Source organism: Bradyrhizobium sp. WSM1743 (assembly GCF_000473065.1).
In the GTDB taxonomy this organism is placed as follows: Bacteria; Pseudomonadota; Alphaproteobacteria; order Rhizobiales; family Xanthobacteraceae; genus Bradyrhizobium.
Genome location: NZ_AXAZ01000012.1, coordinates 1 through 14,324 on the forward strand (window position 1 = coordinate 1; position 14,324 = coordinate 14,324).

At 64.8% G+C, this 14,324-nt stretch carries 13 protein-coding genes; 4 read left to right on the forward strand and 9 right to left on the reverse strand.

Going from position 1 to position 14,324, the window contains the following annotated elements:
* On the forward strand, positions 1-279 hold a 279-nt coding region (locus tag YU9_RS0109840; protein ID WP_027572662.1), incomplete at its 5' end, for an IS630 family transposase.
* Positions 280-462: 183 nt separating this feature from the next.
* Here the strand turns inward: YU9_RS0109840 and YU9_RS0109845 are convergent.
* From YU9_RS0109845 to YU9_RS0109875, 7 genes are all read right to left on the reverse strand, one after another.
* The gene (locus YU9_RS0109845) at positions 463-978 is read right to left on the reverse strand and encodes a hypothetical protein (protein WP_027572663.1); all 516 of its coding nucleotides are present in this window, start codon (positions 976-978) and stop codon (positions 463-465) included.
* 445 nt (positions 979-1,423) lie between these two features.
* A complete protein-coding gene (locus YU9_RS0109850; protein ID WP_027572664.1) occupies positions 1,424-3,292 on the reverse strand; it encodes an ABC transporter ATP-binding protein in 1,869 nt (622 codons plus the stop codon).
* A 195-nt stretch (positions 3,293-3,487) separates the two neighbouring features.
* The gene (locus YU9_RS0109855) at positions 3,488-4,414 is read right to left on the reverse strand and encodes a glyoxylate/hydroxypyruvate reductase A (RefSeq protein WP_027572665.1); all 927 of its coding nucleotides are present in this window, start codon (positions 4,412-4,414) and stop codon (positions 3,488-3,490) included.
* 7 nt (positions 4,415-4,421) lie between these two features.
* Positions 4,422-5,750 (reverse strand): FAD-binding oxidoreductase, encoded by a 1,329-nt coding sequence (locus YU9_RS0109860; RefSeq protein ID WP_027572666.1) that lies wholly within the window; start codon positions 5,748-5,750, stop codon positions 4,422-4,424.
* Between the two features lie 39 nt (positions 5,751-5,789).
* On the reverse strand, positions 5,790-6,665 hold the full coding sequence (locus YU9_RS0109865; RefSeq protein WP_027572667.1) for an ABC transporter permease: 876 nt from the start codon (positions 6,663-6,665) through the stop codon (positions 5,790-5,792).
* Positions 6,666-6,668: 3 nt separating this feature from the next.
* The gene (locus tag YU9_RS0109870; protein WP_027572668.1) at positions 6,669-7,619 is read right to left on the reverse strand and encodes an ABC transporter permease; all 951 of its coding nucleotides are present in this window, start codon (positions 7,617-7,619) and stop codon (positions 6,669-6,671) included.
* A gap of 27 nt (positions 7,620-7,646) precedes the next feature.
* Positions 7,647-9,338: a peptide ABC transporter substrate-binding protein gene (locus YU9_RS0109875; RefSeq protein WP_027572669.1), complete on the reverse strand. Its 1,692-nt coding sequence runs from the start codon at positions 9,336-9,338 to the stop codon at positions 7,647-7,649.
* A gap of 221 nt (positions 9,339-9,559) precedes the next feature.
* Here YU9_RS0109875 and YU9_RS0109880 point away from each other — a divergent pair, with 221 nt between their 5' ends.
* On the forward strand, positions 9,560-10,207 hold the full coding sequence (locus YU9_RS0109880) for a helix-turn-helix domain-containing protein (RefSeq protein WP_027572670.1): 648 nt from the start codon (positions 9,560-9,562) through the stop codon (positions 10,205-10,207).
* A gap of 8 nt (positions 10,208-10,215) precedes the next feature.
* Here YU9_RS0109880 and YU9_RS0109885 read toward each other — a convergent pair whose 3' ends face one another.
* Complete coding sequence (locus tag YU9_RS0109885) at positions 10,216-11,244, reverse strand: AraC family transcriptional regulator (protein WP_027572671.1); 1,029 nt, start codon at positions 11,242-11,244, stop codon at positions 10,216-10,218.
* A 185-nt stretch (positions 11,245-11,429) separates the two neighbouring features.
* Between YU9_RS0109885 and YU9_RS0109890 the strand changes: the two genes are divergently transcribed.
* On the forward strand, positions 11,430-11,879 hold the full coding sequence (locus tag YU9_RS0109890) for a cupin domain-containing protein (RefSeq protein ID WP_024339447.1): 450 nt from the start codon (positions 11,430-11,432) through the stop codon (positions 11,877-11,879).
* A 98-nt stretch (positions 11,880-11,977) separates the two neighbouring features.
* On the forward strand, positions 11,978-13,465 hold the full coding sequence (locus tag YU9_RS0109895) for an NAD(P)/FAD-dependent oxidoreductase (protein WP_027572672.1): 1,488 nt from the start codon (positions 11,978-11,980) through the stop codon (positions 13,463-13,465).
* Here the strand turns inward: YU9_RS0109895 and YU9_RS0109900 are convergent.
* Positions 13,450-14,175: a GntR family transcriptional regulator gene (locus YU9_RS0109900; RefSeq protein ID WP_027572673.1), complete on the reverse strand. Its 726-nt coding sequence runs from the start codon at positions 14,173-14,175 to the stop codon at positions 13,450-13,452. The two genes, YU9_RS0109895 and YU9_RS0109900, sit on opposite strands and share 16 nt — an antisense overlap.
* Positions 14,176-14,324: the final 149 nt, after the last annotated feature.

Sequence of the window (14,324 nt, forward strand, 5' to 3'; positions counted from 1 at the left end):
GACATCGTCATTCTCGATAATCTTGGAAGCCACAAGTCGAAAACTGTCAGGCAAATGATCCAGGCTGCTGGCGCCAGGCTGTGGTACCTGCCGCCATACTCGCCCGACCTCAACCCGATCGAACAGGCATTCTCCAAGATCAAACACTGGATGCGGCAAGCTCAGAAGCGCACCATCGAGGACACTTGGCGCCACATCGGTCACCTCATCCAGGACATCCAGCCTCGCGAATGCGCCAACTACTTCGCCAACGCCGGTTATGCTTCCGTCAAAATGTGAAACGCTCTAGGTTGCTGATACCGCTTTCAAGCAACGACACCGCTCGACGCGGCCGACTTCGCTGCTCAACATCGTTGGCACGTAGCACGGGATGGCTGAGGTTGCGATGAGTCGTCATTGTCGATGCTGCGGCTTGCGCTCACATACGGTGACAAGCGGATGTTTTCCGCGACAGCAGTTCCTTCATTGCTCACTGACCGGCGCTTCATGGCTGCGAGCCATTGTGCCCGCCGCAACTTGCAGCGAAGAACCAACCACCCAGGAGCCGGCAACAAAACCTATCAGGCCGTTCGGCAGGTTTTGGTCAAGGACAAGGATGCTGACGGACAGAGTTGCGGCAATTGACGCACCGAAGGTTCCGGCCGCACTCATGATCTCGACCGGCTCGGAACCGTTCCATTCTTCCGAGATGCTCGATGTCGGCCTGCCTGCGACATTGCCGGACAAATCAATTCCGACATAATAGCCAAGAGCTCCGTAGATCATCGTTATCAGCACGATCCAGCCGCTTTCAAACAGTCCGCCTTTCTGTCGTAACAGGGTCGCACCAACGTAGAGGCCGCAAGAGGCCCCAACGGCTGCCAGCCCGATTCTTTCAAGAAGATGGGCCGATTTGATCAGACTGGAACGGGCGATCCGAAGATTGCTGACGCGCCTGATTAAAGAGAAGGCGCTGGAAATTGCGCTGCTTATCTTCATAGGGGGCTCCTTCTGAGTAAGTAGCAGCCTACCGGCCGACCCCGAACAGAAGCTGCGTGAGTTGCGCGACGCCCTTTCATTCCAATTTCTGAAAATCTTTGCTGAGTGATGGGACTGGCTTGCTCGCGAGCAAGACGGAGCCAATCCAAAGCTGCGAGCATGCGGCTGCGCAGGCATTGCATCTCACCCGTGTATGCCAAATGGTGCGGGTGCGGCAATTTCTTGCCGGAGTGATAATTCAAAAAGAGAGCGATTGAGTATGAAGCGGTTCACACACTGCTCTTCCCTATCGCTCCATTCAGTCACAATTTCCGGAGGACGCGTCTGCATCGTCGCGATGACCCGACGGCGAACGCGCTCGAGCTGCAACGCGCGGTTGGTCAGCGAGCTGTCCGCGTCTCGCCGAGATCAGAGATCCGCACTTGGCTTCGTGAAGCTCGCAGTATCAGGCCGACCATTCCTCGCCCCAGACCTGGACGACGTGGCCGGGCGACACTTCGCGATATTGCTGCACGAGCGGCTGATAATCCGGTGCGCGCACGGGGCTTCTGATCTCATCGTTCGAGGCCTCGCGGCGCGTGCCGCGGCGCGACGGATCGGGCACCGGCACGGCGGCCATCAGCTTCTTCGTATAGGGATGCTGCGGATTGCCGAACACGGCGGCACGCGGACCGATCTCGACGATCTCGCCGAGATACATCACGGCGACGCGGTGGCTCATGCGCTCGACCACCGCGATGTCGTGAGAGATGAACAGATAGGCGAGGCCCATGCTGGCCTGAAGGTCGAGCATCAGGTTGACGACCTGCGCCTTGACCGAGACATCGAGCGCGGAGACCGCTTCGTCCGCGACGATCAGCTTCGGCCCGAGCGCGAGCGCGCGGGCGATGCAGATGCGCTGGCGCTGACCGCCGGAGAATTCGTGCGGGAAGCGCGCGGCCATGTCGGCGGAGAGGCCGACGCGGACGAGAAGGTCGGCGACCTTGTCGCGGGCCTGCGCCGCAGTGGCGAGGCCATTCGCGAGCAGTGGCGCCGCAATCGCAGTTCCCACCGACATGCGCGGATTGAGGCTCGCGAACGGATCCTGAAACACGATCTGCATGTGCTTGCGGAAGTCGCGTAAGGCCCGGCCGTTCATGGCCAGCACATCCTGGCCGTCGATCAGGACCCTGCCGCTATCCGGCTCCGTCAATTTCAGGATGGAGCGGCCCGTCGTCGACTTGCCGCAGCCGGATTCGCCGACCAGCGCCAGCGTCTCTCCGGCGCGCAAGGTGAAGGAGACGTTCTCGACCGCATGGACGCGGCCCGAAACCTTGCCGAACAGGCCCGAGCGGATCGGGAAACGTGTGGTGAGGCCTGAGACTTCCAGCAACGGCCGCTCGGCCGTCGAGACGGTGTCGGGCGTCTCCCCCGGCTCGTCCGAAGTACCCGTCACCTTGTCGACGATCGGAAAGCGCATCGGCCGCGCGCGTCCGTCCATCGAGCCGAGACGCGGCACGGCCGCGAGCAGCGCGCGCGTATAGGGATGCGAGGGCGCGGCGAAGATGCGCGCGGTCGCGTCAAGCTCCACCGCCTGCCCGCCATACATCACCACGGTGCGGTCTGCGATCTCGGCGACGACGCCCATGTCATGGGTGATGAAGAGGATCGACATCCCCTCCTCCTGCTGAAGCTCCTTCAGCAGCTCCAGGATCTGCGCCTGGATGGTGACGTCGAGCGCGGTGGTCGGTTCGTCCGCGATCAAGAGCTTCGGCTTGCAGGCCAGCGCCATCGCGATCATCACGCGCTGGCGCATGCCACCGGAAAAGCGATGCGGATGCTCGTGGAAGCGCGATGTCGCCGCGGGGATGCGGACGCGATCGAGCAGCCGGACGGTTTCGGCCTCCGCCGCCGCGCGCGACAGGCCGCGATGCTGGATCAGCGCCTCCGCGATCTGGAAGCCGATGGTGAGCACCGGATTGAGGCTCGTCATCGGTTCCTGGAAGATCATGGCCACGTCATTGCCGCGGATGTCCTTCATGCTCGCTTCGGGCAGCGCGAGCAGATCGCCGCCGGCCAGCATGACGCGGCCCTCGATGCGGCCGATCTCCTTCGGGATGAGCCGCATGATCGACAGCGCGGTGACGCTCTTGCCCGAACCGGACTCGCCGACGATCGCCACGGTCTCGCGTGGCGCGACGTCGAAGGATACGTTGCGCACCACCGGAATCCATCGCCGCTCGAGCATGAAGGAGGTGGTGAGGCCGGCGACCGAGAGTACGGGGGACTGCGCTTGTGCGATCACCTGGTTAGCTCTGCTCGCGTCGATGCTCATGCGAAGCCCCCTGCCGCGGAGACGGTGCGCCCCCTCCCCCGCTTGCGGGGGAGGGTTGGGGAGAGGGTGTCTCCGCAAGCGAGAACCCCCAAGAGGAGAGAGCCCTCACCCGCGCCTTCGGCGCGACCTCTCCCGCAAGCGGGAGAGGTTAAGCGAGTCCGTGGCTGCACCGATGTCATCATCACCATCGCGACCTCAGTAACCACGGCTGCGGTCGACACGCCCCGGCAGCTCCTCGCCGCGGCGGTGACGGGCGATGACGTCGAGCACGAAATCGACCGCCGCATCGGGCGTCGTCATGCTGGCATTGTGCGGCGTCAGCAGGATGCGCGGATGGCTCCAGAATGGATGGCCCGCCGGCAGCGGTTCGGGATCGGTGACGTCGAGCACTGCGCCTGATAGCGCGCCGCTGTCGAGAGCCGCGAGGAAATCGGCCTCGACGAGATGCGGGCCGCGCCCGACATTGACGAGACAGGCACCGCGCGGCAGGCGGGCGAAGAGGTCCGCATTCAGGATGCCGCGGGTCTCGTCGGTCAACGGCAGCAGGCAAACGAGAATATCGCTCTGCGCCAGAAAGTCCGGCAATGCGTCAGCGCCCGCGTAACAGGTGACGCCTTCGATCTCGCGCGGCGAGCGATTCCACCCCGATAGCGGAAAGCCGAACGGCTTGAGCCGTTCGAGCACGGCCTGGCCGAGCTGACCGAGCCCCATCACGCCGACGCGCCGGCGCTTGGCCGGCGTGATCCGGATCTCGCGCCAGACCTGCTGCTTCTGCTGGCTGATGAAGTCGAGGAGATCGCGATGCAAGCCGAGCACGGCCATGGTGACGTACTCGACCATGGTCTCAGCGATGCCGGGCTCCAGCATGCGGACCAGCGGAATGTGTGCCGGAACTTTCGTGGTATCGAACTGATCGACGCCAGCGCCAACCGAGAAGACCAGCTCGAGATTGGGAAAGGTCGTCGCGATGTCATCCGGCGGCACCCATGCCACCAGATGGCGGACGTCGGCGGGATTGCCGATGTCGGGCCAGAGCCGGAACGGCATGTCGGGCGCGCGCTGCGCGAAGATGCTCGCCCACTCTGCGCCGCGCACCATGTTGGCCTTGTAGAGAACCGTCATGCCGTCCTCAGAACGGGCTGACCGGCGCGAGCCGGCGGCCGTCGATCATGCGCTTGTGGCTGTAGGCGGCGGGATCGACCAGCGGCGTCGCGCCGGTCACAATATCGGCGGCGAGCTTGCCGGCCGCGGGGCCGATACCGAAGCCATGGCCGGAGAAGCCGGTGGCGAGGAAGAAGCCCGGCAAGGCATCGACCGGCGAGATCACCGGAATCGTGTCGGGCGTGCAGTCGATGGTCCCGCCCCAGGCTTCCGCGATCTTAATGTCCTTCAATTCCGGATTCGACTGGATCAGCGACGCGAGCGCCGCATTGACCAGCGACATGTCGGGCGCGGGATCGCGCACACGCTCGGCCTCGAAAGGAGACGGCTTGTCAAAACTCCAGCTGGTGCCGCGCATGAGCTGATCGAAGAACGACTTGCCGAACGACAGCTTCAAGCCGTTCTTGCGGTGTTGATAGGTCGGCCAGAAGGTGCGCGCGTAACGGAACAGGTCCGGCGACAGCTCCACGGTGCCGCGGTTGCGCAGCGCCAGCGTGAAGCCGCCGTCGAGGCGGCGGCGGATGCAGTAGAAATCGGTGCCGAGCGCGCCGGAGGTGATCTCCGGTCCCGGCGTGGTGCGGCAGGCGGTGGCATTGACGAGGCCGATCGGCAGCTCGATGCCGTGGCGGCGGCAGAACAGCGACGACCATGCGCCGCCCGCGAGCAGCACGGATTGGGTGCGGATAGTGCCCTTCTCAGTGACGACGGCGCTGACGCGCCCGCCCTGCGTCTCCAGTCCGCGCGCGGCGCAGCCTTGATGGATGGTGACGCCGTGCTTGCGCGCGGCGGTGGCAAGCGCTGGCACCGCCATCGACGGTTCGGCACGGCCATCGCTCGGCGTATGCAGGCCGCCGACCCATTTGTCGGTATTATCAGGCATGCGCTCGGCAACTTCCGCCGGCGTCAGGACGGTGGAGTGCACCTGCTGCTCGCGCGCGATCGCGGCCCAGCGCTCCCAGCCGGCAAGCTCGTCCTTGCTCTTGGTGAGGAAGAGGACGCCGGTGCGGCGGAAGCCGGCATCGACACCGGCATCGTTCTGCATGTCCTCCCACAGCCGCAGCGCCTCGCGGGCGAGCGGAATCTCCTCGCGGGCGCGCCCCTGCTGGCGGCACCAGCCCCAATTGCGGCTCGACTGCTCGCCGCCGACATGGCCCTTCTCGACCAGCGCGACGGAGTGCCCCTTCTTCGCCAGGTGATAGGCCGCCGAGACGCCGATCACGCCGCCGCCGATGACGACGACGTCCACCTGCGCCGGCAGGCGTTCATCGCTGTTGATACGGTTGAGCGGCGGGGACATGGGGCACTCCTGGAGTTCAGTTCGATCGAGTCTTGCTCGTCACGGGATGTTCATTCGCGGATCGAGCGCGTCGCGCAGGCCGTCACCGAGGAAGTTGAAGCTGGTCACCGCGAGCGTGATGGCGAGGCCCGGCGCGATTGCGAGCCAGGGCGCGCTGGTGAGATAGATCTGCGCGTTGTTGAGCATGTTGCCCCAGCTCGCGGCCGGCGGCTGGATGCCGTAGCCGAGATAGCTGACATAGGATTCGAGCAGGATCGCTTTCGCGACGTTCAGCGTCGCGGCGACCACGATCGGCGCGATCGCATTGGGCACGAGCTCGCGGAACATGATCCGTAAGTTCGACGAGCCGAAGGCGAGCGCGGCCACCGCGAACTCACGTTCGCGCAACGACCGCACCTGGGCCTCGACGACGCGGGCGACGGCCATCCACGCCGTCGCCGCGATCAGCACGGTGGTGGTGACGAGGCCGGGCTCGGTGAGCGCCGCGAGCGCGAGCAGGAGGAAGATGGTCGGAAAGCACAAGACGGCATCGACCAGTCGCATCAGGACCGCACCGACCACGCCGCCATAGAAGCCGGCAAAGGCGCCGACGGCAATTCCGACGGCCATCGCGATCACCATTGCGACGATGCCGATCGAGAGCGAGACGCGCCCGCCCATCATCAACCGCGCCAGCACATCGCGGCCGAGCTCGTCGGTGCCGAGGATATGCGCGCCCGACAGCGGCGGCGCAAACCGCTTCATGATGTCGATATAGGTGTCGTCGAACGGCAGCAGATAGGGACCGAAGGCCGAGCCGAGCACGAGCACCAGAATGATCACGGCGCCCGCGAGCGCCAGCCGGTGGCGGCGGAAGCGCCGCCACGCGGCCTGGCCGGGGGCAAGCTGGACGGTGGACAGGGCTGCGGTCGCCATCGCCTAGCCCACCCGAATGCGCGGATCGACGACCGCATAAAAGATGTCGGCAAGCAGCGAGCCGATCAGCACCATCGTCGCCGAGAACATCAGGATGCCCATGACCACGGGATAGTCGCGATAGCCGATGGAATCGAGGAACAGCCGGCCCATGCCCGGCCAGGTGAACACGGTCTCCGCCACCAGCGCGCCGCCGAGCAGCGTCGGAAACTGCAGGCCCGCGACCGTGATCATCGGCAGCAGCGCGTTGCGCAGTGCGTGCACGGTGAGGATGCGCCATTCCGGCATGCCCTTGGCCCGCGCGGTGCGGATGTAGTCCTGGTTGATCACCTCGAGCATCGAGGAGCGCATGAAGCGGCCCCACATCGCGGTCTCGACCAGCGCCAGCACCATGGCCGGCGCAATCAGGTGATGCAGCAGGTCGAGGAAGGAGCCGTCGCCGACTGTCTGCCGGTTGCCGGCCGGCAGCCAGCCGAGCTTCACGGAGAACACGTAGATGGTGACGAGGCCGAACCAGAAGGTCGGGATCGACAACGCGATCATGCCGCCGACGGTGGCAAGCATATCGAACAGCGAATAGCGGCGCAGCGCGCCGAGGATGCCAATCCAGCAGCCGAGCAGCACCGCGATGATCGTCGCCGTCGCCATCAGCTCCAGCGTGGCGCCGAGATGCGACGAGATCACCGACAGCACCGCCTCGCCGTCGCGATAGGAGCGGCCCCAGTCGCCTTTGAGCATCCGGCCGAACCAGTCGAGATATTGGATCGGCAGCGGCCGATCGAGCCCGAGCTGTTTGGTGACGCGATCGAGATCCTCCTGCGTCATCTGCGCCGAGGCCGCGAATTGCGACAGCGGACCGCCGGGCGCCATGTGCAGGATGGCAAACCCGATTCCCGAGACGATCACCAGCAGCATGATCGCCTGCGCCAGGCGGTTGACGACGTAACGGGCCATCTCAGGCGATCCAGCGTGTTGGACGTGTCACGCCCAATACCATTCGCGCATGTTCCAGCTGTTGATCGACATGTTGATGTTGGGACGGAAGCCTTGCAGCCCCTCCTTGATGCCTTCGGCGATGAAGCTCTGAAACAGCGGCAGGATGGCGAGGTCGTTGCGGATCAGCTTTTGCAGCTCGCCATAGGTCGCCTTGCGCTGCGCCAGGTCGAATTGCTTGGCGCCTTGGGCCAGCAGCCGGTCGGCCTCGGCACTCTGATATTGATAAGTGTTGTAGCCGCGGCCGCCCTTGGCGGGAATGGCGCCCGAGCCGAAGCGCGGCGTCACGTCGGGGTCGCTGCCCAGCATGAAGTTCACGCCGACGATCACCGAATTGAACTTCGATTGCTGCCAGAAGTCGCCCCAGATCACGGCCGCCGGCATGTTGTTGACGCGCATCGCCGCGCCAATGGCCCGCCAGTCCTGGATCAGGAGCTGCTGGCACTGTTCGCGCACGGCACTGCCCGCCGTCGTCGAGTTGGCGAACTCGAGCTTGACGCCGACCTTCTCGCGAATGCCGCTGGAGCCGCGAACCCAGCCCGCGGCGTCGAGCAGCGCGTTGGCCTTGGCCGGATCGTATTTGTGCTGCGGCAGCCCCTGCTGGAACGACCAGGCCTGCTGCGGCACGAAGCTCTCGGTCGGCGTCGGCAGACCGTAATAGAGCGCGTCGATGATCGCCTGCTTGTTGATGCCGAGATAGAGCGCCTCGCGCACAGCACGATCGGTGAAAGGGCCAAAATCCAGGTTCGGCGCGATATGCTCTACCGAGGACGTCGAGGAGACGAAGATCTTGCGGCCCTTCAGCGTCTTTGCCTCCTGCACGAAGTTCGGCAGGATGCCTTGCAGGCCGGTGTAGTCGACCTGACCGGTGCGGAATTGGGTGTAGAGCACGGTGAGATCAGGGATGTATTTGAAGACCACGCGTTCGACGTACGGCCCCTTGCCATGATAACCGGTGTGGGCGTTCAACTGGATATGGTCGCCGGGCACGCGCTCGCCCCAGCGAAACGGGCCGGTCCCGACAGGCGCATTGTGGAACGGTGAGGCGTTCGGATCGGACACCTTCTCCAGGATGTGCTTGGGCACGATGAAGGTGAACGACGCCAGGATCGACATATAGGGCGAATAGGGCGCTTCCATCCGCCAATGGATCTCGTCGGGCGCCACGACGGTGATGTCCTTGACGAGGCTATGGCCGACCCGGCTGCGCGCGCGGAAACCGGGATTGTTGATCAGCTCGATGGAGAATTTGACATCCTCTGCCGTGAACGGCGTGCCGTCGTGCCACTTCACGTCGCTGCGGAGCTTGATCTTCCAGGTCAACCCGTCGGCCGACAGGCCGCCGTTCTCGAGGGTCGGGACTTCGCGAGCGAGGTCGGGAACGAAATTCCCGTCGGGATCGATGTACCAGAGCGGCGAGAACACCTGCCACCAGATGCCCTGATCGACCTCGATACCTGGCATCAGCGGATGGAAGACGGTCGGCTCCTGCGACAGCGCCGCGATCACCTGGCCGCGCGGCTTGTCCGGGGGAGTGGTCGGGCGTTCGGTCTGGGCGAAGGCATTACCTGAAAACGTCCATCCCGCTGCGGCGCCGGCGCCGAGCTGGAAGAATTGACGGCGATTCGGAATGCCGAGATGCAGTGCCCCAACGCCGTGCTTGCCGGTGTCGTCTGCCATGACCCACTCTCCGTTTCCGCACGCGGCACCGTCTCCCGCGCCCCCGAGACCCCGGCAAAGGGACAGGAGTGGGCTTTAGTGCTTCTAAATTTTTCAGTCAAAATTTCATCATGACTAAATACAGCTGTCAATCGCATTGCTAGTATGCGCGACCTTTTCACTCCGACTGAAGCCATGGGACCGATGCGGTCCGAGGCTGAGATGATGCATGGGAGAGCGACATGGATGGTCGCGGCGAAACGAACAGTCCGAAGGACGCCTCGACGATCGAGGCTGACGATGCGGGCGACCAGCGCCTGGGTGAAACCGTGCGGCTGCTGCGGCAGCGCGCCGGCCTCTCGATCCAGGACGTCGCCAACAAGACCGGCCTCTCCACCGGCATGATCAGCCAGCTCGAACGCGCCCGCGCGATGCCGTCGGTCCGCACGCTGCGCCTGCTCAGCATCGCGCTCGACGTTCCCATCTCCTATTTCTTCGAGAGCAGCGATCCCGTCGACGGGCAACGCTACATCGTTCGCAAGAACAACCGGCGGCTGCTGCGGCTCACCGCCAGCGGCGTCGTCAAGGAAGCGCTGACCCCGGAAGGCAAAGGCCAGCTCGAGCTCTACGAGCTCACGCTCAACCCCGGCGCCTCCTCCGGCACCGACTTCCTGCAGCACACCGGCGAGAAGGCGGGTTACATCCTCTCGGGCAGCCTGCGGCTGTGGCTGGACAACCAGGCCCACCTGCTGGAAGCCGGCGACAGCTTTCGTTTTCCGAGCATCGTGCCGCACATGTTCGACAACCCGACCCAGCAGGTGGCGCGCGCAATCTGGGTGACGACGCTGCGCGAAAACCAGGGCGAGACGTCCTCGCAAAAGCAGGCATAGCCGATTGACTAGCTCATCCGCCGCCGCAGCGTGGCTGACGGCGTCTCGCCGAATTTTTCGCGGTACGCGCCGGCCATGCGGCCGAGATGGGTGAAGCCGAGATCGAAGGCGATGTCGGTGATGGAGGCATCGCGGGCGGCGTGCGCGAGGCGCGCGTGCAGGCCAGCAAGGCGCATGTCGAGCAGCATCTCCGAGATGGATAGGCCGAAGTGACGGCGGAAGCCGAGCTGGAGCGCGCGGATGCCGATGCCGGACACGCAGGCGAGCTGCGCGAGATCGAGCGGCTCGCCGGCATTGTCCGCCAGATGGTCGCGCGCGACGCGGAGCGCGCGCGGCAGGCGCTCGGCCTGCCCTGAGAACGTTTGAATCGCGTCCGACAGGCCATGCCGCTGCCGGTTGAGGAGATGATCGAGCAGCGCCTCGCGCCAATCGGCCACCGCGACTGGCGACAGCCTGCCGGAGGGACCGACACGCTCGGCGAGCGTCATCAGCTCGGCAAGGCTGGTCTGCAAGGCCCGCCCGGAGGGCGCGTCCAGGTCGATCACCGGATCGAACTCGACCCTGCCTGCCGCCCTGCCCGACAGCGCCGCGGCGCGCTGCTCGACCATGCGGCGGTCGAGCAGCAGGATCGCCTGCGCACAATCGCTCCACATCATCCGGGTCGGAATCGTCGGCGACAGCAGCGACGCCGTCCGGTCCGGCGCGGCATCGAGCTCGCTGACGCCGGCACGAATGCGAGCGGTGCCCGCAAGCGGGACTTGCACCAGGAAGAAGCGCTCGAGGCAGCCGGGATCGATACTGACCGATCCGCCATAGGCGACGTAGTTGATGGAGAAGCCGTCGAACGCCGCGCAATTGTGCCGGGCGGAGAAGCCGGCCGCGCGTGGCTGTGTCGGCTCGAGATCGTGCGGGCAGAAGATGCGGCCGATCTGCTCGGCGGCTTCGTCGACATCGTCAGTGGTGACGCGGGCGAAGGCCGCAAGCCGCTCGGCTGCGGGCGCCCTTGCGCTCATTTCCAGCACGGCTGCGGACGTCATCGACCACGCTTCGCGTCGCGGAATTGCTTTAAGCCTATAATAGTTCCCCTGACGCGAAAAGGGTCGCGCCCGCAAAATCGTCGTGCTGCATGGCCATAGGCGCATCCGGATTCGTTTAGCGGATAGACAGCCGGCCTATAGCTGGCCGAAGCTCCGTCCCCGCCGGAATCCATGAGGAGCAAGCCATGACTGCACTCGAAAAGGGCATTACTGCAAACGGCACGGGCTATGGCGGCAAGAGCTGGAACATCCTTGGCCAGGTCTATTTCCCCAAGGCCGTCACTGATTCCACCTTCGCGTTCGAAACCAACAGCGATCCCGGGCAGTTCGTGCCGGTGCACATCCATCCGACCCAGGACGAGTTCATCCTGGTGCAGGAAGGCACGCTCGACCTCAAGCTGGACGGCCAATGGGTCAAGGCTCATGCGGGCGACCTCGTGCGCATGCCGCGCGGCATTCCGCACGGCTATTTCAACAAGTCCGACAAGCCGTGCCGGGCGCTGTTCTGGGTCTCGCCGATGCAGAAGCTGGAGGCGCTGTTCAACCAGCTGCACAATCTGACCGACCCTGCCGAAGTCGTGCGCATCTCGGCGCTGCATGAGGTCGACTTCCTGCCGCCCGAGGCCAATGACTAGGCGACCCGCCTCCTCCGCTTGCACCTGCTTGCAGCCCGGCCGGCCGCGCCTTGCGGCCGAACGCGGCCGCTCGCGCGCCAAACACATCGAGCAACCCCATGGTCAGCCCAAAACATGTCTGCGTGATCGGCGCCGGCGTCTCCGGTCTTGCCGCCGCAAAAGCGTTCTCCAGCCGCGGCCACCGCGTCACCATCGTCGAGCGCAGCGGCGATCTCGGCGGCGTCTGGGAGCCGGCGCGCTCCTATCCTGAGGTGCAGACGCAGAGCCCGAAGGAGCTCTACCGCTACACCGACCGCGCCATGCCGGACATCTATCCGGAATGGCCGACCGGGCCGCAGGTCCACGCCTATCTCGCCGACTACGCCAAGAGTTTTGGCCTGGATCATATGCTGCGCCTCAACACCGAAGTCGCCGGCATCGCGCGGCGCGCCGACGGCAGACCGGGCTGGATCCTCGCCTTGACGAGCAAGGATGGCACAACGAACGAAGACTTCGATTTCGTCGCGGTCTGTACCGGACAGTTCAACGAGCCGCGCGAGCTGCATTGCCCCGGCGAGGACGGCTTTCTGGCGCAGGGCGGCCAGATCCTGCACTCGTCGAAATACGGCGACCCGGCGCTGGCGAAGGGACGCCGCGTCGTCGTGCTCGGCGGCTCGAAGTCCGCAACCGACATCGCCGTGAATGCGGTGAAGTCAGGCGCGCGCGAGGTGACGATCGTCATGCGCGAGCCGGTCTGGCGCATCCCCTATTTCATCGGCGGCCTCGTCAACTTCAAACGCATCCTCTACATCCGCGCGCAGGAGGAGATGTTTCCGGGCTGGGGCGCCAGCGCGATGGCAAGGCTGGCACATCGCATTGCCGCGCCGCTGGTCTGGGCCAATTGGCGCGGGCTGGAAAGCTTGCTCAAGGCGCAGCTCAAGCTCAAGCAGTGCAAGATGGTGCCGACGGAGCGGATCGAGGACGGCGTCAACTGCTCGGTGCCGATCGCGACACCCGGCTTCTATCCGATGGTGGCCGACGGCCGCATCAAGGCGGTGTTCGGCACGTTCGACCATTATGAAGGCGACAACATCGTGATGAGCGGCGGCGAGCGCGTCGGTGCCGATGTCGCCGTGCTCGCGATCGGCTACAAGCTCGGCGTGCCGTTCCTGCCTGAGGTTTATCGGCAGAAACTGGTCGACGCGGACGGGCAGTACCGGCTCTATCGCCTGATCGCCAACCCTGATCTGCCGGAGCTCGGCTTCGTCGGCTTCAACTCGTCGTTCTGCACCGTGCTCTGCGCCGATCTCGCCGCCAACTGGCTGGTGCGCTATGCCGACGGCCAGCTCGCCAACCAGCCGACGGCCCAGGCGATGCGCGACAACATCGAGATGATGCTGCACTTCAAGCGCGTCGAGCGGCCGGCCGCGGGCGTCTATGGCGGCCTGTGCGTCGCGCCCTATCACTATCGCCATTTCGACGAGCTGATGGCCGACATCGGCGCGAAGAATCAGAAGCGCGGCGGGCTCAAAGGCCACTTCCTGCCTCCGGACGCGGATGCCTATGCGAAGTTCCTGGCGACGGCGCCAGACTATCGCGCGGCGTAAGACGTGTCGGACTTCGGCAGCACCGTCTCGAGATCCGAATCGATCACATCCGCCGTACGCTGATAGTGCTGCTGCAGGAGCGCGACGGCATCGTCGGTCTTCCGGTCGAGCACGGCCTGGAGGATCTGTGCATGCTCCGTCCCGATCTTCCGGACCGGGTAGGCCTTCGCAATCGACATCATGCGATAGCGGTAGAGCCGGTCGGCAAGCTGCTCGCAGAAGCCGAGCAGCGGGCGCGAGCCGCACAGACCAATCAGCGTCGCATGAAACGCGCGGTGCACCTTCTCCCACTCGGGATTGTCCGCGAACTTTTGCGGATCGAGCGAACGCGGCGTGCGGTCGAGGCGGTGATGCGTCACCAGAAGCGCCTCCTCCCATTCTTGGGTCGCGTTCTGCATGGATTCGCGCAAGGCCAGCCCTTCGACCCAGCAGCGCGTCTTGGTCAATTCCCGGAGCTCATCCTTGCTGACCGGCTTCACGTAGAAGCCGCGCTGCTCCATGCCGACGACGAACTCCTCGGTGGTGAGACGGTTGAGCGCCTCGCGGAGCGGAGTCTGCCCGACATTGTAGTGCTCCATCAGGAAGCGCGACTGGAGCTTGCGTCCGGGCGCAAGGCGCGTGGTCAAGATGTCGGCCTTAAGGCGGGCATAGATGCTCGTCGCCAAGGTCGCCGGCTGCTCCATCTTCTGGCTCGACAGGTCAGATCTCATGAAAGTTCCCACTGATTCATCGAGCTTTCTTGTACATCAGGCGACCCCGAGACCATAATTTATAAATTTTATCTTTACGACGATTTTTATATAGATTATCGATCCGCCAACGCCAACAATTCTTGTGGGGATCGGCGCCGGCCGGCCCG